Raw genomic sequence first — 22,706 nt, 5'->3', positions numbered from 1 at the left:
CGGCCCCGCCGACGCCGCGCCCCGGGTGACCTCTGGATCGCCGCACACCGCGTGCGCCGATCCCTTCCGGATTCTTCCATGAGCACGACGGCCGTCTCCCCCGCACCTGCGCACGACGACACCGGCAAGCGCACGCTGCTGGTCGGCTCGGTGATGCTGGCCACGCTGATGCAGGCGCTGGACACCACCATCGCCAACGTCGCGCTGCCCGACATGCAGGGCTCGCTGTCGGCCACCCAGGACCAGGTGTCGTGGGTGCTGACCAGCTACATCGTCGCCGCTGCGATCCTCACGCCGGTCACCGGCTGGCTAGCGGGTCGGCTCGGCCGGCGCCGACTGCTGATCATCGCAGTCAGCGGCTTCACCGTCGCCTCGCTGCTGTGCGGCATCGCCAGCGGCATCGGCGAGATGGTGATGTTCCGCATCCTGCAGGGCGTGTTCGGCGCCTCGCTGGTGCCGATTTCGCAGTCGCTGCTGCTGGATGCCTTCCCGAAGGAAAAGCACGGCGCCGCGATGGCGATGTGGGGCATGGGCATCATGGTCGGTCCGATCCTCGGCCCGCCGCTGGGCGGTTTCCTGACCCAGAACTACAGCTGGCACTGGGTGTTCCTGATCAATCTGCCGATCGGCATTCTCGCGCTGGTCGGCATCATGGCCAGCGTCAAGAAGGACGTGGTGCAGGAGCGCAAGCTGGACGGCATCGGTCTCGGCTTGCTGGCGCTGGGCATTGGCGCGCTGCAGCTGTTCCTCGATCGCGGGCAGAGCGAGGACTGGTTCGGCAGTGTCGAGATCCAGATCGAAGCTGCGCTCGCCTTCCTCGCGCTGTACATGTACGGCCTGTGGTGGTGGCGCAAGCGCGACCACGCGCTGCTCGATCTTGGCCTGTTGAAGAACGCGAATTTTGCGGTCGGCTGCGCGCTGATCTTCGTGGTCGGCATCGTGCTGTTCGCCACCCTGGCGCTGTTGCCACCGTACCTGAGCACGCTGATGAACTATCCGGTGCTGACCATCGGCCTGGTGCTGGCGCCGCGCGGCGTGGGCACGATGTTCAGCATGATGGTCGTGGGCCGTCTGCTGGGGCGCATCGACGCGCGCTGGCCGATCCTGGTGGGCATGGCGCTGATGGTGTTCTCGCTGCATGGCATGACCCAGTTCGGGCCGAATGCCTCCATGCATTCCATCGTCTGGCTGGGCGTGGTGCAGGGCATGGGGCTGGGCCTGGTGTTCGTGCCCATCTCCACTGTCGCCTACGCCACGCTGGAGCCGCACCAGCGCACCGAAGCCGCGGGCCTTTTCAGCCTGGTGCGCAACATCGGCTCGTCGGTCGGCATCTCAGTGGTGATGACGATGCTGTCGCGCGCGATGCAGGTGAACCACGCCGAGATCGGCTCGCGCATTCCCGCGTTTGGTGCGGAGACCACGCTGCTGCCCGCGGCGATGGATCCGTCCACGGCCACCGGTCTGGCGATGCTCAATGCCGAGGTCAACCGGCAGGCAGCGGCCATCGGCTATCTCAACGACTTCAAACTGATGATGCTGCTCACCCTGGTGTCGATGCCGCTGGTGCTGCTGATGCGCGGCGGCAAGGCGCCGTCGGGTGGAAACAACGCCGGTGCGGACGCGGCAGCGGCGCACTGAGCCCTCCTGCAATGGCTGCGATGCCTGCGTTTACACTGCCCGCATGAAGATCGAAGGCCTGCACCACGTAGCGATCATCGCGTCCGACTACGCGCGCTCGAAGCGCTTCTATACCGACGTGCTCGGACTGCGCGTGGTCGCCGAGCATTACCGCGCGGAACGTGATTCCTGGAAGCTCGACCTCGCGCTGCCCGATGGCGCGCAGGTCGAGCTGTTCTCCTTTCCCTCGCCGCCGCCGCGTGTGTCGCGACCGGAGGCGTGCGGACTGCGTCACTTGGCGCTGCGCGTGGCCGACATCGATACGGCCGTCTCCCACCTGCATTCTCATGATGTAGCGACAGAGCCGGTGCGTGTGGACGAGTACACCGGTCGTCGCTTCACCTTCTTCGCCGATCCGGACGGTCTGCCGCTGGAGCTGTACGAGCAGTGAGGTGCTCACTGTGGTGAGCGACGTGAGTCGCGACCGCACGCCATCCATGTTGGGATCTCGCAGACAGCGCATCGCCTTGCCGCACCCGGCTTGACCAAGGATATGCGTGGCCGACGACATGCGGTCGCGACTTACGTCGCTCCTACAGGACTCCGTACAAGCGTGGATTCGCCCGCCTCGGCCTGCTAACGTGCGTGCCGTTCACTCGGGGGATGTCGGATGTTCTGCAGACAATGCGGCCAGCAGCTGGTCGACGAGGCCGTCGCGTGCCCGCAATGTGGCGTGGCGACGGGATACTTCCAGCAGGCTGTGGCGCAGGGAAAAAGCCGCACCAATTTCATCCTGTTCGGTGCGCTGCTGGGATTGATCGGCGTGCCGGGGGTGCACAACTTCTATGCCGGCTACAACCAGAGGGGATTGATCCAGCTGCTGGTCAGCGTGCTCTCGTGCTGGCTGCTCTGGTTGCCGATGTACATCTGGACGATCGTGGAGATCTGTACCGTCACCGTCGACAGCGACGGCAAGCCGATGTATTGAGGCGTCACGTCGATGAGGGTAATGCCATGAAGCCAACCTTCCCGTGCATGACCGGCCTGCTGCTGGCGCTAGCCTCCGGCGCACATGCCGGAGAACTGGAGTGGCTGGCGGGCCACTGGTGCGGCCAGCATGGAAAGACATTCAGCGAGGAAACCTGGATGGCGCCCCGCGGCGGCCTTCTGGTCGGCATGCACCGTGATTCGCGCGATGGCAAGGCGACAGGCTTCGAGTTCATGCGCATCGCGCAGCAGGACGGGCGCTGGGTGTTGCTGGCGCAGCCGGGCGGTGGCGCGGTCACCGCGTTCCCGGCGGCCAGCGTGGAGAAGGATCGCGTCGTGTTCGCCAATCCCTCGCACGACTTTCCGCGTCGCGTGATCTACCAGCGGCGGGGCGCCGACACGCTGCATGCCCGCGTCGACGACGGCCGTGATGAGGGCAAGGCGCTGGAATGGACGTGGCGGCGCGACTGCGACGCGCCGCCGGCCGATTGAACCTTACGGCAGCGCGGCCTCGCCCAGCGAGGCCAGCCAGTCGTCGTCCGAACCCTCATTGACGCCTTCGAACAGCGGCGTGGAGAAGTAGCGCTCGCCGGTGTCCGGGAGCATCGCCAGCAGCACGTCGCCGGGCTTGGCCTTCTGCGCAACCTGCAGCGCGGCAGCGACCGTGGCGCCGCCGGAGATGCCGACGAAGATGCCTTCCTCGGCCGCAAGGCGGCGCGCGGTGGCGATGGCCTCCACGTCGGTGACCGGCAGGATCTCGTCGGCCACCTCGCGGTTCAGCACGTCCGGCACGAAGTCCGGGGTCCAGCCCTGGATCTTGTGCGGCTGCCATTCCTTGCCCTGCAACAACGAGGCGCCCGCCGGTTCGGAGGCGGTGATGCGCACTTCCGGACGCGCGACCTTGAGCACTTCGCCCACGCCCGTCAGCGTGCCGCCGGTACCCCAGCCGGTGACGAAATGGTCGAGTCGCTGGCCGGCGAAATCGCGCAGGATTTCCGCCGCCGTCGTCTGCCGGTGATAGGCGGGATTGGCGGGATTGGCGAATTGGCGGGCAAGGAACCAGCCGTGCTGCTTCGCCAGTTCCTCGGCGCGGCGCACCATGCCGCTGCCGCGTTCGGCGGCCGGCGTCAGGATCACCTTGGCGCCGTACGCGCGCATGAGTTTGCGGCGTTCGATCGAGAAGGTCTCGACCATCGTGGCCACGAACTTGTAGCCGCGCGCGGCGGCGACCATGGCGAGTGCGACGCCGGTGTTGCCGGAGGTCGCTTCGACGATGGTATCGCCGGGTTTCAGCAGTCCCTTGGCCTCCGCATCGAGGATGATCGCCAGCGCCAGGCGGTCCTTCACCGATCCGCCCGGGTTGAACGATTCGACCTTGGCGTACAGCGTGACGTGCTCGGGTGCGATGCGATGCAGCTTGACGACCGGGGTGCGGCCGATGGTGTCCAGGATGCTGTCGTAAACGGCCATGGGGTCTCCGTAAGTGCGTGGATCAGGCGGCCTGCAGTGTGGGCGCCGGGAGGTTGCGGGAATGTGTGGACGCGCCTGCGCCGAGTGGCGGCGCGCCGAACCAGTGCAGCGCATCCGCCAGCGCGGCCACCTCGCCGAGGACCAGCAGGGCAGGTGAACGTACCTGATGGAAACGCGCGGTTTCCGGAAGATCGGCCAGGGTGCCATTCAGCACGCGTTGCTCGCGGCGCGTGCCGTTCTCGATCAAAGCGAAGGGCGTGGACGCTGCTCGGCCGTGCTGCACCAGCCGGTCGCGAAGGCCTTCGAGCCCCGCCACGCCCATGTAGACCGCCAGTGTCTGCCGCTCCTGCGCCAGCGCCTGCCAGTCCAACGTGTCGAACGACTCCTTGCAGTGCGCCGTCACCAGCTTCACCGACTGCGCGTGGTCGCGATGGGTCAGCGGGATGCCGGCGTACGCGGCGCACGCAACGGCGGCGGTGATGCCGGGCACCACCTCATAGGGAATGTGGTGCGCGCGCAGGAATTCCAGCTCTTCGCCGCCACGACCGAACACGAACGGATCGCCGCCTTTCAACCGCACCACGCGCTTGCCGGCGCGCGCATGCTCCAGCATCAACGCATGGATCTCCTCCTGGCGGGTGCTGTGGCCGGTGGCCGACTTGCCTACTTCTATGTAGGTCGCATCGCGACGGCCGAGGCGAAGCACGTCCTCGCTGACCAGGCGATCGTGCAGGATCACGTCGGCCTCGTTCATGGCGCGCAACGCGTTGAGCGTCAGCAGGCCGGCATCGCCGGGGCCGGCGCCGACCACCGCGACCGAGCCGGCATGCGTGGTAGCGGCGCGCTCATCCAGCATGGCCTGGAAATGCTGTTCGGCCTGCGCATGCAACTGCTGGCGGAACAGGCGGGGCAAGGGGCCTGCCAGCAGCCTCTCGAAGAAGCGGCGGCGCTCGCCAGGCTGCGGGAAGCGCTGGCGGATGCGTTGGCGCTGCCGGGTGAACAGGTCGGCCAGCGAGGTCCAGGAATCATCCAGCAGGGTCTCGAGCTGGCGACGCAGGTGGCGGGCCAGCATCGGCGCGCCGCCGCCGCTGGAAATGGCGATCTGCAGCGGGCCGCGCTCGACGATGGCGGGCACCTGGAAGCTGGAGAGTTCGCCGTCGTCCACGACATTGGCGAACACGTGGCGCGCTTCGGCGGCGGCGGCGACCGCGCGGTTGACCGACGCATCGTCGGTCGCGGCGACCACCAGCCATGCCCCCGACAGCCAGTGGGCATCAAAACGCCCGGCAATCCAGTCGATGCGTCCTTCCTCGTGCCACGTGCGCAGTTTCGGCGTGAGCTCCGGCGCGCCCACGCGCGGACGGGCGCCGGCATGCAGCAGCGCGCCTGTCTTCCTTTCCGCGACCGGGCCGCCACCCACGACGAGTACCCGGCGGCCTTGCAGGTCGGCGAACAGGGGGAACAACGGAGCACTCACGGGCATGGGGAGGATGGCGGCTGGGTTGCTGACCGTACTGCCGCCTCATGGCGGTCGGAAATGACATCCCACGAGAACCATATATCCTGCGGTTATAAGGCCGGCCGGCTACGGTCCGGACAAATCCTCTACAGTCCAAGGCCCCCTTCCGGTGGGCCGATGCGCGCCCCACGCCGATGACGCTGACCCAACTTCGCTATCTGGTGGCCATCGCCGATGCCGACCTGAACATCACGCTGGCGGCGGCGCGGGTGCATGCCACCCAGCCCGGCCTGTCCAAGCAGCTCAAGCAACTGGAAGACGAGTTGGGCTTCCTGCTGTTCGTGCGCAAGGGCAGGAGCCTGGAAGCCGTGACGCCTGCCGGCAACGAAGTGATCGAGCGCGCGCGGCTGGTGCTGGCCGAGGCCAACAATATCCGCACCTACGCCGCCAACCAGCGCCGCGAGAGCCAGGGCCAGCTGGTGCTGGTGACCACGCATACGCAGGCGCGCTTCGTGCTGCCGCCGGCCATCGCCCAGATCAAGCGGGATTTCCCCCAGGTGAGCGTGCATCTGCAGCAGGCGCCGGAAAGCCAGGCGCTGGACCTGCTGACCCAGGGCGATGCCGACATGGCCGTGGTCAGTACCGCCGGCGATCAGCCACAGGCGGGCATCGCCGTGCCGCTGTACCGCTGGCGCCGGCTGGTGCTGGTGCCACGCGGCCACGCGCTGGAGGAGCTCGGTCGCGTGCCGGGGATGGCCGATCTCGCCGGGCAGCCCCTCATCAGCTACGAATCCTCCACCCGGCCGGGGTCATCGCTGCAACGCGCCTTCGCCAAGGTGGGGCTGGAGCCCAACATCGCCCTGACCGCGCTCGATGCCGACCTGATCAAGACCTACGTCCGCGCGGGCCTCGGCGTGGGTCTGCTGGCCGAGATGGCGGTGAATGCCACCGACACCGATCTGCGCGCATGGCCGGCACCGGCGGAGGTCAAGGAATGCATCACGTGGGCGGTGCTGCCGCGTGAGCGCGTGCTGCGCGATTACGCGCTGGACCTGGTGCGCGCGCTGGCACCGCAGATCGACCGTCGCGACCTGCGCCGGGTGATCGATGGTAACCAGGATCCGGATTGGCCCGAGCCCCCTACGTGGGCAGCGCTCACCCAGACGATCACCAGTTGAATCGTCCCCCGATCACGTGATTGACGGCATCCCCCGACCTGCGCGAGCCTGAAGTCTCGTCGACACGGTCGGATACCGCGATGAATCGCATATCGAAGATGGTGCTGCGCATGTACGTGCCGGCGGTCGTCATCACCCTCGGCGGGCTGGCGACGGCCGAAGCCGTCACCCGCACCGAGCGCGTGCTGGTGGGTATTCCGCCGCAACGGCTGGCGTCGTTGTCGTTCCTGCTCGCCATCCTGTTGGGCACCGGGTGGGCGCTGCATTCCAGTTGGCGGCTGTACCGCTGGGCGCGGGGCCGCGAACTGCGCTGCGCCTGCGGCGGCATGATGTCGCGCCTGCGCTACAACCGGCAGCGACAGAAGTACCGCAAGTGTCTGGCCTGTGGTGGCAAGTCGCTGGAGGGCGCGCATTGCGCTGGCGGCTGAAGGGCGGCGCACACGCATGAGATGGCGGTTCGACGCGGTCTCCGCTGCCTGGGCGCTGGCATTGCTGGTATTGCTCGTGTTGCTGGCGACCGTCGGCGCGGGGCTCGGCTGGACAAGGAGCTTCGTGGGCGACGTCCTCGCGGTGGTCTGGGTGCATTGTCTGCTCGCCACCGTCGCCTGGATGCGTCCTCCGATGCGGCCGCTGCTGGCGCTCGCCGTGGGACTGGTGGTCGAGGCGGTGCAATACGTCAGTCAGCAGACGGGCTGGCAGGTGGCGTCGCCGGTGCTGCGCATCGTGCTGGGCAGCACGCCGGATGCGCTGGACGTGTTGGCCTACCTGATCGGCTTCCTGTTGGCGCTCCTGCTGGAGCACCGTCATGTCGGCGCCCCGGCGGCATGAGGCGCATATGGGTTCGCGTCTACGAGGGGCAACTCCCCCCGACCTGCTGTTGTGCCACGCATTCCCGGTAGCGGGTGGGCAGTCCGCGTATCTCATGGGTCTTGCCGGGCGCCAGCGCGAAGTTCTCCAGTGTCGTGCGCGTGCAGGGCGCAGGGTTTTTGCCCGGTGCGGGTGCAGGGCAGTGTTCGGTGTAAACGAGGTAATGGCACTGGCCGCTCTCGCTGGCGAAGCACTCGAACCTCGCCACGCCCTCCCGCACCGTGGTCTTGCTGAAGAGCGTGTCCACGCCGTTGGCGCTGCTGTGGTGGATGGTGGTGACGCTGGGCTTCTCGTTGCATCCTGCCAGGGCCATCAGGCAGGACAGCAGGGATGTGACGATGCGCATGGCGTTTCCTCTGGTGTTTCGATGGGCAAAGGCAAGCCATCCACGACGCAGGCGCGCCGTGCCGGTGATGCCACGTTGGATGCCGCACGGGGCGGCCGGGTTTAGAGCGGTGCTACATGTTGCGGAACAGCGTCATGAAGGGCTGGCTGACGGTCAGGGTTTCCGGACGCGTCTTCAACTTCAGCCGACCACGGCCTGCGTCATCGCGACTGACCGAGGCGACGGCCTTCATGTTGACGATGGTGGAGCGGTGGATCTGCTTGAAGGTGTTCTGATCCAGCGAATCGAGTAATTCGCGCAATGGCGTGCGCAGCAGCGATTCGCCTTCGGCGGTCATCACGGTGGTGTACTTGTTGTCGGCCTGGAAGTAGGCCACGTCGTCCACCATGATCAATTTGGTGTCCTTGCCGACGCTGGCGGTGATCCAGACCAGCGGCGGCTTGCTCGACGCGCCTTGTCGCGCCGACAGGTGGCGCAGCAGCGCTTCCAGCGTTGCGCCGTCGGGATGGCCCGCCGCGGCGCGCGCCTGGATTCGCTGCACGGTGGCCAGCAGGCGCTCGCGGGTGATCGGTTTCAGCAGGTAGTCGATGGCGCCCTGTTCGAACGCATCGATCGCGTACTGGTCGTAGGCGGTGACGAACACCACTTGCGTGCGCGGGCTGGCTTCGGTCAGTCCACGGGCGACTTCGATGCCGCTCAGGCCGGGCATGCGGATGTCGAGGAAGGCCACGTCCGGCCGCAGCTCGGCGATGGATTCCAGCGCGCTGGCGCCATCCTCGCACTCGGCCACGATGTCCAGCTGCGGCCAGGCCTCCTTCAACAGCGAGGACAGCGCGGTGCGCAGCAGCTCCTCGTCTTCGGCGATCACGCCCCGGAAGTTCATGCGGCACCTGCCTTGCCGGCCAGCGGCAGCGTCAACGTGGCGGCGACGCCACTGGGGAAATTGGAGACGATGGCGAACGAAGCCTCGCTGCCGAAGGTCAGGCGCAGGCGTTCGCGCAGGTTCTTCAGGCCAATGCCGGTGCCGGTGCTCTGGCCGCCGAAGCCCTGGCCGTCGTCGGCGACGGTGAGCGTAGCGTGGTCATCGTGCTTGCGGGCGAGGATCCAGATGGTGCCGCCGCCGGTCTTGGGTTCCAGACCGTGCTTGATCGCGTTCTCCACCAGCGTCTGCAGCATCATCGACGGCATCGGCACCGCCTTCAGCGCGTCCGGCACTTCCACCTGCACGTTGAGCCGGGTGCCCATGCGGATCTTCAGGATCTCCAGGTAGGCTTGGGTGCGCTCCAGTTCCTCACCCAGCGTGGACAGGGCCTCGTCGGTGCGCGGCAGCGAGCTGCGCAGGTAGTGGATCAGGTGGCCCAGCATGATGTCGGCGCGCGGTGGATCGGTGCGGGTCAGCACCTGTGCGCTGGCCAGCGTGTTGTAGAGGAAGTGCGGCTCCACCTGCGCGTTGAGCAGGTTCAGGCGCGCCACGGTCAGTTCCTTTTCGCTGACGGTCTTCTCGACGTCGGCCTGTTCCTGCCGGCGCTGGTCGGCGACGCGGCGGGTGATGGCGCGGGTGACGGCTTCGGCGTTCTCCACGTTCACGCCGTCGTCCAGCACGAACAGGTCGAGCCAGGCGCTGGCATCCGGGCCCAGCATCAGGGTGATGCTACTGGTGCCATTGCCGGGGGTGACGGTGGCCTGCACCAGGTCACGCTTCACCGCGAAGCGGGCCATGATGTTGAAGCGCGAGGGCTGGCTGGGACCGTCGAAACTGTCCACGCGGCGCACCTTGACCCGCACCTGCAGACTGTCGGGAGCGCTCTCCGCCTCCTCCGCGCGCGGCAGTTCGCGCAGCGCGCCTTCGATCAGGGCGAAGGCGGCGGCCGTATCCAGCGGCACTTCGATCTGCCGGCGCTGGCGGCTCGACAGCGTGGTGCTGTCCAGCCTTCCCGTGATCAGCCAGATCCGGCGCAGATGGCTGATCAGGCCGATCAGCACCGACAGCATCACCAGGGTCGAGGCGAGGTTGAAGAGCCACTCGGCGGCGCCGGACAGCACGGTCCGTTCGAAGATGCCGTTCCAGATGAAGCCCGCCATGAGCACTGCGCCGAACCAGGCGACGAGGATGCGGACGATCAGGAGCAGACTTGGGAACACGTGGGACACCGCGGCTTCGGGAGTGCCGTGGAGGATAGCCCGCCCGTCCCGGGAGGGAAGAGGGTGCGCGACGGACCCCGCGATGCGGCGACGAAACCGGGCTGGCCCGACGCGAATGCCTCAGGCTGTCGGGGCTGCCATCAGACGTCGATGTGGATGCCGCACTCGCGCTTCAGGCCGTTGAAGCGGGTGTCTTCCTCGCGCATGCCGGGCTCCCAGCGGCGCGTGGTGTGGAAGTCGCCGATCGACACGTAGCCCTGCTCCCACAGCGGGTGGTACGGCAGGCCGTGCTGCTTCATGTACTGCCAGACGTCGCGGTCGGTCCAGTCGACGATCGGGTTGAGCTTCCAGCGGTCCTCGCGCTGCTGCAGCACGGGTGCGTTGGCCCGGCTGGTGGCCTGGCTGCGGCGCAGGCCGGTGAACCAGGTGCCCACGCCCAGTTCCTTCAGGGCGCGCTTCATCGGTTCGACCTTGCGCAGGCTGTTGTACTGCTCGATGCCGACCAGGCCCTGTTCCCACAGGCGGCCATGGCGCGCTTCCATCCAGGCGCGGCTGACCAGCGGGCGGAACACCTGCAGGTTGAGCTGCAGGCGTTCGGTCAGTTCGTCGGCGAAGCGGTAGGTCTCGGGGAACAGATAACCGGTGTCGATCAGCACCACGGGAATGTCCGGCTTCTGGCGGGTGACCATGTGCAACAGCACGGCCGCCTGCGCGCCGAAGCTCGACGACATCGCCGCTTCCGCCGGGCCATGCTCCAGCGCCCACGCGATGCGCTGCTCGGCGGTCTGCGTCTCCAGCCAAGCGTTGTGCTCGGCGATCTGGTCCGTGTCCAGGGAAAGGGCGAGGGCGCTCATGCGTGCAGTTCCAGTGCGATCTGTCGATGGGTGGGGTAGGCGGGCAGGGCGACCACGCCGCTGCGATGAAGGAAGTCGCCGAAGCCTTCGCCGTCGTCGCGTTCGCCGGCGTAGCGCGCGAACAGGCCGTCGAGCGTGTCGAGGATGGCGGCTTCGTCGATGTTCTCGCGGTACAGCGTATTGAGCCGCTGGCCACGGGCGTCGCCGCCGAGCATCAGGTTGTAGCGCCCCGGCGCTTTGCCGACCAGCGCGATCTCGGCCAGGTAGGGACGCGAGCAGCCATTCGGGCAACCGGAGATGCGCAGCACGATCGGCGCATCGCGCAGGCCGTGCTTCTCCAGCAGCGGCTGCAGACGATCGGTGAACCCGGGCAGGTAGCGTTCGGCCTCGGCCATCGCCAGGCCGCAGGTGGGCAACGCCACGCAGGCCACGGCCGCGCGCTGCAGGGCGGTGCCCAGGCGTTCACCGGCATCCAGGCCGTGCGTCTTCACCAGCGCGTCGATGCGCTCGCGTTCGCCCGCCGGCACGCCGGCGATGACGAGGTTCTGGTTCGCGGTCATGCGGAACTCGCCACGGTGTACGTTGGCGATCTCGCGCAAGCCGGTGAGATGCGTCGTGGTCCCGGCGTCGGCGATCCGGCCGGCGTACAGGTGCAGGGTCAGGTGCCAGCGGCCGTCTTCGCCCTCGACCCAGCCGTAGCGGTCGCCGTTGTGGTCGAAGCGGAAGGCGCGCACGGGCTGCAGGGCCACGCCGCTGCGGCGTTCGATTTCGCCGACCACCTTCTCCAAGCCATGGTCGTCGATGGTGTACTTGAAGCGCGCACGCTTGCGCAGCTCGCGGTTGCCGAGGTCGCGCTGGGTGGTGACGACGGCCGTGGCGACCTCGAGCAGCTGGTCGGGCGTGATGAAACCGACCACGTTGCCGACGCGCGGATAGGTCTCGGCGTCGCCATGGGTCGCGCCCATGCCGCCGCCGATCACCACGTTGAAACCGGCGAGGGCGCCGTCTTCGAGGATGGCGATGAAACCGAGGTCGTTCGCGAACACGTCCACGTCGTTGACCGGCGGCACCGCGAAGCCGACCTTGAACTTGCGCGGCAGATAGGTGGCGCCGTAGATCGGCTCCTCTTCCTCGCCACTGCCGGCCACGCGCTCCTCGTCCAGCCAGATCTCGTAATAGGCGCGGGTGTTGGGCAGCAGATGCTCGGACAGCTTTGCCGCCCAAGCCTGCACCTCGGCATGCGCGCGCGATTCCAGCGGATTGGCCGCGACCAGCACGTTGCGGTTGACGTCGCCGCAGGCGGCCAGCGTGTCGATCAACGCGGCGTTGATGGCCTGCATGGTGGCCTTGAGTTCGCGCTTGATGACGCCGTGGTACTGGAACGCCTGCCGCGTGGTGATCCGCAGCGAATGGTTGGCGTACTGCGTGGCGATGGCGTCCAGCTTCAGCCACTGCTCCGGCGTGACCACACCGCCGGGCGTGCGCGTACGGATCATGAACTGGTAGGCCGGCTCCAGCTTCTGGCGGCGGCGCTCGTCGCGCAGGTCGCGGTCGTCCTGCTGGTAACTGCCGTGGTACTTGATCAGGGTCTGGTCCGACTCGCGCAGCGCGCCGGTGACCGGATCGGCCAGGCTGTCGAGCAGGCTGCCGCGCAGGCGGTTGCTCTCGGATTTGATGTCTTCGACGGAATGGTTGCTCATCTTCTGATCCTGGCTGTGGGAGCGACGTCAGTCGCGATCGCTTCGCCCGGGGTGCTGGGATCGCGACTTACGTCGCTCCCACAAACGCGCCGGACTCAATACACATCGCGGCTATAGCGTCCCTCCGTCTGCAGCTGCACCAGGTATTCGCGCGCCGCATCGTCATCCAGCCCGCCATGCTCGACCACGATGGCCTGCAGTGCGCCCTGCACGTCCTTGCCCATCGCGATGGCGCCGCACACGTACAGGTGCGCACCGTTCTGCAGCCAGTCGTAGACCTCGCGACCACGTTCGCGCAGGCGGTCCTGCACGTACACCTTGCGTGCCTGGTCGCGCGAGAAGGCCAGGTCCAGCCGGTGCAGTTCGCCGCTGCGCAGCGCGTCCTGCCACTCGCTCTGGTAGAAGAAGCCGTGGTTGAAATGCTGGGCGCCGAAGAACAGCCAGTTGCGCCCGCGCGCGCCGGTCTCGGCGCGCTCTTGCACGAATCCGCGGAACGGTGCCACGCCGGTGCCGGGGCCGATCATCAGGATGTCGCGGCTGCCGTCGGCGGGCACGCGGAAGCGTTCGTTGGCCTCGATGTAGACCGGTACCTGGTCGCCTTCCCCGCGTGCGGCGAGGAAGCCGCTGGCCGCACCGCCGTGTGCATGGCCGAAGGCGTCGTAACCCAGCACGTCGACGGTCAGGTGGGCCTCTTCGCCCACGCGCTTGCGGCTGGAGGCGATGGAGTACAGGCGTGGCGCCAGCGGGCGCAATGCGGCGACCAGTTCCTGTGCGGACCAGTCGGCGGGCCAGCGACGCAGCACGTCGATGATCTGGTGGGTGCCGAACAACTGCGCCAGCGCCGGCGCGTTCGCCGGGCCGAGCAGGGTGTTGAGTTCTTCCGCCTGCGCGTGTGCGGCATGCGTGGCCAGGAACGGACGCGACACGCGAGTCAGTTCGCGGCGCGCCGCGAGCCATTCGCGCAGCGGCAGGGTATCGCCGCCTTCGCTGACGGCGCTCTCGCCGTCCAGCTGCAGCGCCTCGATCACGCCATCGACCAGCGCAGCGGGATTGCGGTGGCGCACGCCCAGCGCGTCGCCGGGTTCATAGTGCAGGCCGCTGCCTTCCAGCGACAGTTCGATATGGCGCACGTCCTTGTCGGCAACGCCGTGTTGGCCGAAGCGCGGTCCCTTGAAGTCGCGACCGCTGATGCGCTGGTTGAGCAGCAGCTCGGCGGGGAACGGGTGCTCGTGCGACCACGCGGCCGCATGGCCCGGGCGCAGCGGGGTGACGGATGCGAGCGAGGTGACGGCGGGTGCCTTCAGCAGCTCGCGCGCATGTCCCAGCGCCTGTTCGCGCCATGGAGCCGCGACGGTATCGATGTCGAGATCCGCCAGCCCGGCAGCGAACAGGCGGCTGCCGCCCAGTTCGGCCAGGCGCGCGTCCAGGCGCGTGGCGATGCCGCAGAAGTCGGCATAGCTGGAATCGCCCAGGCCGAGGACGGCGTACTTGAGTTCGGGCAGCTTCGGCGCGCGCTTGCCGCGCAGGAATTCCACCAGGCCGATGCTGTCGTCCGGCGGATCGCCTTCGCCCTGCGTGCTGATCACGATGTACAGCAGGCGCTCGTTGGCGAGCTCGCGCTGCGGGTAGGCATCGGCCCGCAGCAGGCGAACCGACAATCCGGCGGCTTCCGCCTGCTGCGCCAGCGCTTCCGCGGTGCGGCGGGCATTGCCGGTCTGGCTGCCGTAGACGATGGTCAGGCGCTGGCCGGCCTGCGGGCCGGCGGCCGGCACGACGGCCAGAGGCTGGGGGGCGGCGTGGGCAGCCGGCGCGAGTTGCGCCTGGGCCAGGCCTGCCGTGTACCCCGAGATCCACCACAGGCTGGCGCCATCCAGGCCAGCGACCGCCTGGGCCAGCAGCGCCCGCCGTTCCTCCGCGAGGGGGATGGGGGCAGGAACAGGCTGGGTGGCGGACATTCGGTATGGCCCGTGGGCGCGACTGGGACGACCGATGTTAGGAAGGCGACGCCACGCGTTGAAAGGACGCATGGTTATGGGCTTATGGCCTGAGCTTATTTCGCCGGCATGAGGCGCGAGCCGAATACTTCCCGGCCTCCGGACCCGGCACCAACGCCCTGCTAGGCTAGCGTGTCCGGGTCCTCCGCCCCCTTTGCCTGCCTCGATGACCGCCGTACCCCGCCTCTCCCATCTCGACCGCCTGGAAGCGGAAAGCATCCACATCCTCCGCGAGGTCGCCGCCGAATTCCGCAATCCGGTGCTGCTGTACTCGGTGGGCAAGGACAGTTCGGTGCTGCTGCACCTGTTGCTGAAGGCGTTCGCCCCGGCCCGGCCGCCCATCCCGCTGCTGCACGTGGACACCCGCTGGAAGTTCCGCGAGATGATCGCCTTCCGCGACCGGCGCGCCGCCGAGACCGGCGTGGATCTGCGGGTACACATCAATCCGGACGGGATCGCCCAGGACATCGGGCCGATCAGCCACGGTGCCACCGTGCACACCGACGTGATGAAGACCCAGGGCCTGAAGCAGGCGCTGGACCAGTACGCCTTCGATGCCGCAATAGGCGGTGCCCGCCGCGACGAGGAGAAGTCGCGCGCCAAGGAACGCGTGTTCTCCTTCCGCAACGACAAGCACCGCTGGGACCCGAAGAACCAGCGCCCCGAACTCTGGAACCTGTACAACGCGCGCATCCACAAGGGCGAGAGCGTGCGCGTGTTCCCGCTGTCCAACTGGACCGAACTGGACATCTGGCTCTATATCTACCGCGAGAACATTCCGGTGGTGCCGCTGTACTTCGCCGCCGAACGTGCCGTAGTGGAGCGCGACGGCGCGCTGATCCTGGTGGATGACGAGCGCCTGCCGCTGCGCGACGGCGAAGTGCCGCAGCAGCGCCACGTGCGCTTCCGCACCCTGGGCTGCTACCCGCTGACCGGCGCCATCGACTCCGACGCCGATTCGCTGGAGAAGATCATCGCCGAGATGCTGGTGACTACCAGTTCCGAGCGCCAGGGCCGGGTGATCGACCAGGACCCGGGTGCATCGATGGAGAAGAAGAAGCTGGAGGGCTATTTCTGATGAGCATCCCTCCGCCGTCGTCCCAGCGCACGCTGGGATCCAAGTTGGTGTTCGCGCGATCAATGACGCTTGCCTGGGCTCCCTGCAAGATCAAGATGGATCCCAGCGTTCGCTGGGATGACAATACCGGTCTGGAGTTGACGCGCATGAAGATGATGTCGGTGGCCGCTGCATGAATACCGCAGGCGACATCGCCACCTACCTGAAACAGCACGAATCCAAGCCGCTGTTGCGCTTCATCACCTGCGGCAGCGTGGACGATGGCAAGAGCACGCTGATCGGCCGCCTGCTGTACGACAGCAAGCGCCTGTTCGACGACCAGCTGGCCGCGCTGGAAAAGGACAGCCGCAAGCACGGCACCCAGGGCGAGCGCATCGACTACGCGCTGCTGCTGGACGGCCTGGCCGCCGAACGCGAGCAGGGCATCACCATCGACGTGGCCTACCGCTACTTCGATACGGACAAGCGCAAGTTCATCGTCGCCGACTGCCCCGGGCATGAGCAGTACACGCGCAACATGGCCACCGGCGCATCCACCGCGGACTTGGCGGTGGTGCTGGTGGATGCGCGCAAGGGCCTGCTGACGCAGACGCACCGGCACAGCTACATCGTCTCGCTGCTTGGCATCCGCCACGTGGTGCTGGCGGTGAACAAGATGGACTTGGTGGACTTCGACCAGGCCGTGTTCGAGCGCATCGCTGCCGACTACCGCGCGCTCGCGCAGCGGCTCGGCATTGCGTCCATCGCCTGCATTCCGCTGTCGGCGCTGGAAGGCGACAACCTGTCCACGCGTTCCGCGCGCACGCCGTGGTACACCGGCCCCGCCTTGCTGGAACACCTGGAAAGCGTGCAGGTCGACGCGCACGATACCGGTGCAGGCCTGCGCCTGCCGGTGCAATGGGTCAACCGCCCGCACCAGAATTTCCGCGGCTATGCAGGCACGATCGCGGCCGGCGAGGTGAAGCCGGGCGACGAGGTGGTGGTGCTGCCGTCCGCGCGCCGTTCACGCATCGAGCAGGTACTCGGCCCGGATGGCGAAGTCGCCACGGCGCACGCCGGCCAGGCCGTGACGTTGACCCTGGCGGACGAGATCGACATCAGCCGCGGCGACGTGATCGCTGCCGCCGGCGATCCGCCCGAGGTCGCCGACCAGTTCGCCGCGCACCTGCTGTGGATGTCCGACGCGCCGCTGCTGCCGGGCCGGCCCTACTGGCTGAAGATCGGTGCGCGCACGGTGTCGGCCACGGTGACGGAGATCAAGCACCGCATCGACGTGAATACCCAGGAGCACCTGGCCGCCAAGCGGCTGGAACTCAACGAGGTGGGCTACTGCAACCTCAGTCTGGATGAGCCGGTCGCTTTCGATACCTATGCCCGCAATCGCGCGCTGGGCAGCTTCATCCTGATCGACCGTTACGACAACGGCACGGCCGCTGCGGGTACGCTGGACTTCGCGCTGCGCCGCGCCGGCAACGTGCACTGGCAGCATGTCGATGTCGACAAGGCCGCGCGTGCGCGCCAGAAGGGGCAGGTACCGAAGGTCCTGTGGTTCACCGGCCTCTCCGGCGCGGGCAAATCCACCATCGCCAACCTGGTCGACAAGCGCCTGCATGCACTGGGCTACCACAGCTTCCTGCTGGATGGCGACAACGTACGCCACGGGCTGAACCGCGACCTCGGCTTCACCGACGAGGATCGCGTGGAGAACATCCGTCGCGTGGCCGAGGTGGCGAAGCTGATGACCGACGCCGGCCTGATCGTGCTGGTCAGCTTCATTTCGCCCTTCCGCGCGGAGCGGCGGATGGCGCGCGACCGGTTCGCCGACGGTGAGTTCATTGAGGTCTTCGTCGACGTGCCCCTCGATCTCGCCGAGGCGCGCGATGTGAAGGGCCTGTATCGCAAGGCCCGCGCGGGGTTGATCCCGAATTTCACCGGCATCGATTCGCCGTATGAAACCCCCGAGCACCCCGATGTGCATCTGCACGCGGGTGAACAGGACCCACAAACCCTGGCGCTCCAGGTGCTGGCGAAGCTGGGCCTGGAGTAACGCAAGAGCCGACCTCGCCGCAGCCGGCAAGGGTCATAGGTCATGGTCGGGCATGTGCACCACATGCCCTTTGGCGCGTTTCCCGCACGAACCGCCGCATCTGCTGCAGCGTGTTTCACGTACGGCCGGTAGACTGCGTGAATAACGGAAATTACGGGAAGTTCCATGCTCAACCGATTTGCCCCCCGCGCCCTGCTGGTCGCGCTGCCCCTCTTGCTGCTTGCCGCCTGTGGCGGTGACAAGGGTGCGCAGGCGAAGGGCAACGGCAATGGCGGCGCGGGCGAGCGGCCCATCCCGGTCACCACCCAGGTCGTCCAGCAGGGCGCATGGAACGACACCTTGCAGGCGCTGGGCACGGCGAAGGCACGCGAGTCCGTCACCCTGACCGCGAAGGTCAGCGAGATCGTGCAGGACGTGCATTTCGACAGCGGCCAGCAGGTCAAGGCTGGCCAGACCCTGGTCACGCTGAAGGGCGACGCTGCGCAGGCCACGCTGGTGCAGGCTGAGGCGACCTACGCGGAGGCCGAACGTCTTTACCGTCGACAGAAGGAACTCGCCGACCAGCAGCTGATCGCCCGTTCGCAACTGGATACCCAGCTCGCGCTGCGCGATGCCGCCGCCGCGCGCGTGCGCCAGGCGCGCGCCGACATCGGCGACCGCAGCGTGCGCGCGCCGTTCGCCGGGGTCCTGGGCATCCGCCAGGTCAGTCCCGGTTCGCTGATCACCGCCAACAGCACCATCGCCACGCTGGATGACATCTCGCGCATGTACGTGGACTTCCAGGTGCCGGAGGCCGCGCTGGCGTCCGTCGAGGCCGGCAACACGGTGACCGCGACTGCTGCCGCGTATCCGGGCGAGTCGTTCGAGGGCGAGGTGGAGACCATCGAAGCGCGCATCGACGCGACCACGCGCGCCGTGACCGTGCGTGCGGTGTTTCCGAATGCCGAGCGCAAGCTGCGTCCGGGCATGCTGCTGGACGTACGCCTGTTCCGTCCCGAGCGGCAGGCGCTGGTGATTCCCGAGATCGCGGTGGTGCAGGTGGGCCGCGATTCGTTCGTCTACCGGGTCAAGCCGGATGGCAGCGTCGAGCAGGCGGCGGTGACCGCGGGCGTACGGCGTGACGGCCAGGTCGAGATCGTGAAGGGCATTGCCGCCGGCGACCGCATCGTCATCGACGGCACCGGCAAGCTGCGTCCGGGTGTGAAGGTGGCCGATGCCGCCCCGGCGGCGACGCCCAAGCAGGACGCCCCCGCCGCCGACGGCCAGGGCTGAGCGCATGAAGCTCTCCGATCTGTCGATCAAGCGCCCCGTTTTCGCGGTGGTGGTCAGCCTGCTGCTGGTCGTGCTGGGCGTGATGTCGTTCCTGCGCCTGACCCTGCGCGAACTGCCCAACATCGACCCGCCCATCGTGTCGGTGGAGGTGAACTATCCGGGCGCGTCGGCGGCGGTGGTCGAAACACGCATCACCCAGATCCTCGAGGACGGTCTGTCGGGCATCGAGGGCATCAAGACCATCCAGTCGAGCAGCCGCAACGGCCGCGCCGACGTGACCATCGAGTTCAACCTCAGCCGCGACATCGAGGCTGCCGCCAACGATGTGCGCGACCGTGTCAGCCGTGTGATGAACCGCCTGCCGGACGAGGCCGATCCGCCGCAGATCTCCAAGGTCGAGGCCGACGCCGACGTCATCATCTGGTTGAACATGCGCTCCACCGTGATGGACACGATGGAGCTGACCGACTACGCCGACCGTTACGTGCTGGACCGCCTGTCCGCGCTGGATGGCGTGGCGCGCGTGCAGCTCGGCGGCGGTCAGCGCTATGCGATGCGGATCTGGCTGGACCGCGAGGCGATGGCGGCGCGCGGCGTGACCACCGGCGATGTCGAGACCGCGCTGCGCGCGCAGAACATCGAGTTGCCGGCCGGCCGCATCGAATCGGCCTCGCGCGACTTCACCCTGCGCGTCGAGCGCGGGTACCAGCGGCCGGAGCAGTTCGCCCAGTTGCCGCTGCGCAAGGGCGCCGACGGTTACGTGGTGCGGCTGGGCGACGTGGCCAAGGTGGAACTGGGTGCCGAAGAGCGCCGTTCGTACCTGCGCAGCAACGCCGTGCCGAACGTCGGCCTGGGCATCGTGCGCACCTCCACCGCGAACGCGCTCGACGTGGCGCGCGCGGCGCGCGCCGAGGCCGAGATCATCCAGCAGACGCTGCCGGAAGGCACCGACATCTTCGTCGCCTTCGACAGCACCACGTTCATCGAGGCCTCGATCGAACGCGTCTACTGGACGCTGGGCGAGGCGATGGTGCTGGTGTTCCTGGTGATCTGGCTGTTCCTCGGCAGCCTGCGCGCGGCGCTGATCCCCGCAGTGACCGTGCCCGTCTGCCTGATTTCCGCCTTCATCGCGCTCTATGCGTTCGGCTTCTCGATCAACCTGCTGACCCTGCTCGCGCTGGTGCTCTGCATCGGCCTGGTGGTGGACGACGCCATCGTGGTGCTGGAGAACGTGCAGCGCCGCGCCGATCTTGGCGAACCGGCGCTGGTGGCCGCGCGTCGCGGCACCGCCCAGGTGGCCTTCGCGGTGATCGCGACCACGGCGGTGCTGGTGGCGGTGTTCCTGCCCGTCGGCTTCATGGAGGGCAACACAGGCCGCCTGTTCCGCGAGTTGTCCGTGGCGCTGGCGGCGGCGGTGGCGATCTCGGCCTTCGTCGCACTGACGCTGACGCCGATGATGTCGTCCAAGCTGGTGCGGCCGCATACCGAGCCGCGCGGCCTCAACGCGTGGACCAACCGCACGCTGACCCGCGTCAGCGACGGCTACGGCCGGCACGTGGAGCGCCTGGTCGGCCTGACCGGCAAGCGCATCCTCGGTCTGGTGCTGGCGGCCATGGCGCTGTGCGGCATCGCCATCGTCGTGCTCGGCCTGCGCGTGCCGAGCGAACTGGCGCCTGCGGAAGATCGCGGCCGCTTCTTCGTCATGGTCGATGGCCCGGAGGGCGCGGGCTTCGACTACATGGTCAACCAGATGCAGCAGGTCGAGCGCATCGTGATGGGCCAGGTTGGCGGCGACAAGCCGATCGAGCGCGCCAACTCGCGCGTGCCCCGCGGATTCGGCGGCAGCGAGGACATGCATACCGGCCAGGTGATCGTGTTCCTGCAGGACTGGCACGAGCGCGAGGCCACCACGGACGACGTCGTCAACGGTCTGCGCGCCGAGCTGTCCAAGCTGCCGGGCGTGCAGGCACGCGCCAACGTGGCCGGCGGCCTGGTCGGCAGCCGTGGCCAGCGCTACCAGCTGGTGCTGGGTGGCCCCGACTACGTCGAGCTGGCGCAGTGGCGCGACCGCATCCTGCAACGGATGGAATCCAACCCGGGCATCCAGGACCCGGATTCCGACTACAAGGAAACGCGGCCGCAGATGCGCGTGAACATCGACCGCGACCGCGCCGCCGACCTCGGGGTGTCGGTGCAGGAGATTGGCCGCACGCTGGAAACGATGATGGGCTCGCGCCAGGTGACCACGTACGTGGACAACGGCGAGGAGTACGACGTCATGCTGCAGGCCGGCCGCGACAAGCGCGCCAACACCGAGGATCTGGCGCAGACCTACGTGCGCGGCAGCGACGGCGCGCTGATCCCGCTGTCCAACCTGGTGACGCTGAGCGAGATCGCCGAACCGGGCACGTTCAACCGCTTCAACCGCCTGCGGGCGATCACCATCAGTGCCGGCCTCGCGCCCGGCTACACGATGGGCGAGGCACTGGAATGGACGCGGCAGACGGTGGCCGAGGAGTTGCCGGACTATGCGCAGATCGACTGGAAGGGCGAGTCGCGCGAGTACCAGGAAGCCGGTGGCGCGATCCTGCTGACCTTCACGCTGGCGCTGCTGATCGTCTATCTGGTGCTGGCGGCGCAGTTCGAGAGCTTCATCCACCCGCTGATCATCATGCTGACCGTGCCGCTGGCGGTGCTGGGCGCGCTGATCGGCCTGTGGGTCACCGGCGGCACGCTGAACCTTTTCAGCCAGATCGGCATCGTGATGCTGATCGGCCTGGCCGCGAAGAACGGCATCCTGATCGTGGAGTTCGCCAACCAGCTGCGCGACGACGGGGCGGATGTGGCGCGCGCCATCGCCGAATCGGCGCGCGTGCGCCTGCGTCCCATCCTGATGACGTCGGTGGCCACGGTGATGGGCGCAGTGCCGCTGGTGCTCGCCGGCGGCCCGGGTTCGGCCAGCCGGGCGACCATCGGCGTCGTGGTGATCTTCGGCGTGACCTTCTCCACGCTGCTGTCGTTGTACGTGGTACCTGCGTTCTATGCGCTGCTGGCGCCGTACACGCGCTCGCCCGAAGCCGTCGCGCACGAGCTTGGCAAACTGGAAGCGGAAACCCCTTCCGTGGGCGGCCATGGCTGAGTCCGGCGGACGTCCGTTCGCCGGCGTCCGGCTGGAGGGCGAGGGATTCGTGCTGCGTGCCTGGCAGCAGGATGACCTGGACGCCCTGGTGCGGCATGCGGATGACCCGCTTGTACCGCGCGGGTTGAGCGACCGCTTCCCGCATCCCTATACGCGCGCGGATGGCGAAGCCTTCCTCGCCGGTCGCGTGGTCGACCTCGATCATCCCGTGCTCGCGATAGAAATCGATGGTGAGGCCTGCGGCGGCATCGCCGTGCGCCCGCGCCACGGCGAGAAGGCCCACGCGGCGGAACTGGGCTACTGGCTGGGACGCCGCCATTGGGGGCACGGGCACATGACCCGCATCGTCGCGGCCTACCTGGAATGGGTGGTGCCTGCGCTCGATCTGCATCGGATCGAGGCCAACGTGCTGGACGTCAATCCGGCCTCGGCACGGGTGCTGGAGAAGAACGGCTTCCAGCAGGAAGGCGTGCGCCGTGCGGCCGTGCGCAAGCCCGACGGGCTGCACGACCTGCGGCTCCTGGGCCGGATCTGGCCCTGAATCCACGTGGGGACT

Annotated in this window: 20 protein-coding genes and 1 pseudogene; 13 read left to right on the top strand and 8 right to left on the bottom strand. The window is 67.9% G+C overall.

Annotation, left to right across the window (positions count from 1 at the left end; translation table 11 throughout):
* The first annotated feature begins 78 nt into the window (after window positions 1-78).
* The 4 genes from IB223_RS12715 (at window position 79) to IB223_RS12700 (ending at window position 3,096) form a co-directional block, all read left to right on the top strand.
* On the top strand, window positions 79-1,638 hold the full coding sequence (locus tag IB223_RS12715; RefSeq protein WP_225591021.1) for an MDR family MFS transporter: 1,560 nt from the start codon (window positions 79-81) through the stop codon (window positions 1,636-1,638).
* Window positions 1,639-1,681: 43 nt separating this feature from the next.
* Window positions 1,682-2,068 (top strand): VOC family protein, encoded by a 387-nt coding sequence (locus tag IB223_RS12710; RefSeq protein ID WP_192202082.1) that lies wholly within the window; start codon window positions 1,682-1,684, stop codon window positions 2,066-2,068.
* A gap of 219 nt (window positions 2,069-2,287) precedes the next feature.
* Window positions 2,288-2,605, top strand: coding sequence for an NINE protein (locus tag IB223_RS12705; RefSeq protein ID WP_192202081.1), 318 nt, complete (start codon window positions 2,288-2,290; stop codon window positions 2,603-2,605).
* Between the two features lie 26 nt (window positions 2,606-2,631).
* Window positions 2,632-3,096 carry a DUF6265 family protein gene (locus IB223_RS12700; protein ID WP_192202080.1) on the top strand — a complete coding sequence of 155 codons (465 nt, stop codon included), beginning with the start codon at window positions 2,632-2,634 and terminating at the stop codon, window positions 3,094-3,096.
* Window positions 3,097-3,099: 3 nt separating this feature from the next.
* Here the strand turns inward: IB223_RS12700 and cysK are convergent, their stop codons facing one another.
* Window positions 3,100-4,074: a cysteine synthase A gene (gene cysK / locus IB223_RS12695; protein ID WP_192202079.1), complete on the bottom strand. Its 975-nt coding sequence runs from the start codon at window positions 4,072-4,074 to the stop codon at window positions 3,100-3,102.
* A gap of 22 nt (window positions 4,075-4,096) precedes the next feature.
* Complete coding sequence (gene cysG, locus IB223_RS12690) at window positions 4,097-5,557, bottom strand: siroheme synthase CysG (RefSeq protein WP_192202078.1); 1,461 nt, start codon at window positions 5,555-5,557, stop codon at window positions 4,097-4,099.
* Window positions 5,558-5,727: 170 nt separating this feature from the next.
* Here cysG and IB223_RS12685 point away from each other — a divergent pair, with 170 nt between their 5' ends.
* The 3 genes from IB223_RS12685 to IB223_RS12675 all read left to right on the top strand — a co-directional run bounded on the left by IB223_RS12685 (window position 5,728) and on the right by IB223_RS12675 (window position 7,539).
* Complete coding sequence (locus IB223_RS12685; RefSeq protein ID WP_192202077.1) at window positions 5,728-6,711, top strand: LysR family transcriptional regulator; 984 nt, start codon at window positions 5,728-5,730, stop codon at window positions 6,709-6,711.
* A gap of 80 nt (window positions 6,712-6,791) precedes the next feature.
* Complete coding sequence (locus tag IB223_RS12680; protein ID WP_192202076.1) at window positions 6,792-7,139, top strand: hypothetical protein; 348 nt, start codon at window positions 6,792-6,794, stop codon at window positions 7,137-7,139.
* 16 nt (window positions 7,140-7,155) lie between these two features.
* Window positions 7,156-7,539 carry a DUF2809 domain-containing protein gene (locus tag IB223_RS12675; protein WP_192202075.1) on the top strand — a complete coding sequence of 128 codons (384 nt, stop codon included), beginning with the start codon at window positions 7,156-7,158 and terminating at the stop codon, window positions 7,537-7,539.
* A 19-nt stretch (window positions 7,540-7,558) separates the two neighbouring features.
* Here the strand turns inward: IB223_RS12675 and IB223_RS12670 are convergent, their stop codons facing one another.
* The 6 genes and pseudogenes from IB223_RS12670 to IB223_RS12645 form a co-directional block, all read right to left on the bottom strand.
* The gene (locus IB223_RS12670) at window positions 7,559-7,924 is read right to left on the bottom strand and encodes a hypothetical protein (protein ID WP_192202074.1); all 366 of its coding nucleotides are present in this window, start codon (window positions 7,922-7,924) and stop codon (window positions 7,559-7,561) included.
* A gap of 112 nt (window positions 7,925-8,036) precedes the next feature.
* Complete coding sequence (locus tag IB223_RS12665; protein WP_192202073.1) at window positions 8,037-8,807, bottom strand: LytTR family DNA-binding domain-containing protein; 771 nt, start codon at window positions 8,805-8,807, stop codon at window positions 8,037-8,039.
* Window positions 8,804-10,066: a histidine kinase gene (locus IB223_RS12660; RefSeq protein WP_192202072.1), complete on the bottom strand. Its 1,263-nt coding sequence runs from the start codon at window positions 10,064-10,066 to the stop codon at window positions 8,804-8,806. Before IB223_RS12660 ends, IB223_RS12665 begins: the two co-directional genes overlap by 4 nt.
* 140 nt (window positions 10,067-10,206) lie before the next feature.
* Window positions 10,207-10,920, bottom strand: a complete 714-nt coding sequence (locus IB223_RS12655; RefSeq protein ID WP_192202071.1) for a phosphoadenylyl-sulfate reductase — start codon at window positions 10,918-10,920, stop codon at window positions 10,207-10,209.
* Window positions 10,917-12,623, bottom strand: a pseudogene (cysI, locus tag IB223_RS12650) (assimilatory sulfite reductase (NADPH) hemoprotein subunit); the annotation flags it as partial. The pseudogene cysI and the gene IB223_RS12655, both read right to left, overlap by 4 nt.
* A 92-nt stretch (window positions 12,624-12,715) precedes the next feature.
* Window positions 12,716-14,575 (bottom strand): assimilatory sulfite reductase (NADPH) flavoprotein subunit, encoded by a 1,860-nt coding sequence (locus IB223_RS12645; RefSeq protein WP_192202069.1) that lies wholly within the window; start codon window positions 14,573-14,575, stop codon window positions 12,716-12,718.
* A gap of 205 nt (window positions 14,576-14,780) precedes the next feature.
* On the opposite strand from IB223_RS12645, the gene cysD reads away from it, so the two are divergent.
* The 6 genes from cysD to IB223_RS12615 all read left to right on the top strand — a co-directional run bounded on the left by cysD (window position 14,781) and on the right by IB223_RS12615 (window position 22,691).
* Window positions 14,781-15,692: a sulfate adenylyltransferase subunit CysD gene (gene cysD / locus IB223_RS12640; protein WP_192202068.1), complete on the top strand. Its 912-nt coding sequence runs from the start codon at window positions 14,781-14,783 to the stop codon at window positions 15,690-15,692.
* Entirely contained in the window at window positions 15,692-15,868 is a 177-nt protein-coding gene (locus IB223_RS12635) for a hypothetical protein (RefSeq protein ID WP_192202067.1), read from the top strand. The genes cysD and IB223_RS12635 overlap by 1 nt, the downstream gene beginning before the upstream one ends.
* The gene (gene cysN / locus IB223_RS12630) at window positions 15,865-17,739 is read left to right on the top strand and encodes a sulfate adenylyltransferase subunit CysN (RefSeq protein ID WP_192202066.1); all 1,875 of its coding nucleotides are present in this window, start codon (window positions 15,865-15,867) and stop codon (window positions 17,737-17,739) included. The genes IB223_RS12635 and cysN overlap by 4 nt, the downstream gene beginning before the upstream one ends.
* Window positions 17,740-17,904: 165 nt before the next feature.
* Entirely contained in the window at window positions 17,905-19,011 is a 1,107-nt protein-coding gene (locus IB223_RS12625) for an efflux RND transporter periplasmic adaptor subunit (protein ID WP_192202065.1), read from the top strand.
* 4 nt (window positions 19,012-19,015) lie between these two features.
* Complete coding sequence (locus IB223_RS12620) at window positions 19,016-22,150, top strand: efflux RND transporter permease subunit (RefSeq protein WP_192202064.1); 3,135 nt, start codon at window positions 19,016-19,018, stop codon at window positions 22,148-22,150.
* Window positions 22,143-22,691, top strand: coding sequence for a GNAT family protein (locus IB223_RS12615; protein WP_192202063.1), 549 nt, complete (start codon window positions 22,143-22,145; stop codon window positions 22,689-22,691). Before IB223_RS12620 ends, IB223_RS12615 begins: the two co-directional genes overlap by 8 nt.
* Window positions 22,692-22,706 lie beyond the last annotated feature (15 nt).

Origin of the sequence: Pseudoxanthomonas sp. PXM03, assembly GCF_014852005.1 — a bacterium.
Classification (GTDB): Bacteria; Pseudomonadota; Gammaproteobacteria; order Xanthomonadales; family Xanthomonadaceae; genus Pseudoxanthomonas_A.
This window is presented reverse-complemented; position numbering and strand designations above follow the sequence as displayed.

Coding starts and splice junctions, on each gene's coding strand:
- IB223_RS12715 (WP_225591021.1), top strand. CDS start 79: ATGAGCACGACGGCCGTCTCCCCCGCACCTGCGCACGACGACACCGGC.
- IB223_RS12710 (WP_192202082.1), top strand. CDS start 1,682: ATGAAGATCGAAGGCCTGCACCACGTAGCGATCATCGCGTCCGACTAC.
- IB223_RS12705 (WP_192202081.1), top strand. CDS start 2,288: ATGTTCTGCAGACAATGCGGCCAGCAGCTGGTCGACGAGGCCGTCGCG.
- IB223_RS12700 (WP_192202080.1), top strand. CDS start 2,632: ATGAAGCCAACCTTCCCGTGCATGACCGGCCTGCTGCTGGCGCTAGCC.
- cysK (WP_192202079.1), bottom strand. CDS start 4,074: ATGGCCGTTTACGACAGCATCCTGGACACCATCGGCCGCACCCCGGTC.
- cysG (WP_192202078.1), bottom strand. CDS start 5,557: ATGCCCGTGAGTGCTCCGTTGTTCCCCCTGTTCGCCGACCTGCAAGGC.
- IB223_RS12685 (WP_192202077.1), top strand. CDS start 5,728: ATGACGCTGACCCAACTTCGCTATCTGGTGGCCATCGCCGATGCCGAC.
- IB223_RS12680 (WP_192202076.1), top strand. CDS start 6,792: ATGAATCGCATATCGAAGATGGTGCTGCGCATGTACGTGCCGGCGGTC.
- IB223_RS12675 (WP_192202075.1), top strand. CDS start 7,156: ATGAGATGGCGGTTCGACGCGGTCTCCGCTGCCTGGGCGCTGGCATTG.
- IB223_RS12670 (WP_192202074.1), bottom strand. CDS start 7,924: ATGCGCATCGTCACATCCCTGCTGTCCTGCCTGATGGCCCTGGCAGGA.
- IB223_RS12665 (WP_192202073.1), bottom strand. CDS start 8,807: ATGAACTTCCGGGGCGTGATCGCCGAAGACGAGGAGCTGCTGCGCACC.
- IB223_RS12655 (WP_192202071.1), bottom strand. CDS start 10,920: ATGAGCGCCCTCGCCCTTTCCCTGGACACGGACCAGATCGCCGAGCAC.
- IB223_RS12645 (WP_192202069.1), bottom strand. CDS start 14,575: ATGTCCGCCACCCAGCCTGTTCCTGCCCCCATCCCCCTCGCGGAGGAA.
- cysD (WP_192202068.1), top strand. CDS start 14,781: ATGACCGCCGTACCCCGCCTCTCCCATCTCGACCGCCTGGAAGCGGAA.
- IB223_RS12635 (WP_192202067.1), top strand. CDS start 15,692: ATGAGCATCCCTCCGCCGTCGTCCCAGCGCACGCTGGGATCCAAGTTG.
- cysN (WP_192202066.1), top strand. CDS start 15,865: ATGAATACCGCAGGCGACATCGCCACCTACCTGAAACAGCACGAATCC.
- IB223_RS12625 (WP_192202065.1), top strand. CDS start 17,905: ATGCTCAACCGATTTGCCCCCCGCGCCCTGCTGGTCGCGCTGCCCCTC.
- IB223_RS12620 (WP_192202064.1), top strand. CDS start 19,016: ATGAAGCTCTCCGATCTGTCGATCAAGCGCCCCGTTTTCGCGGTGGTG.
- IB223_RS12615 (WP_192202063.1), top strand. CDS start 22,143: ATGGCTGAGTCCGGCGGACGTCCGTTCGCCGGCGTCCGGCTGGAGGGC.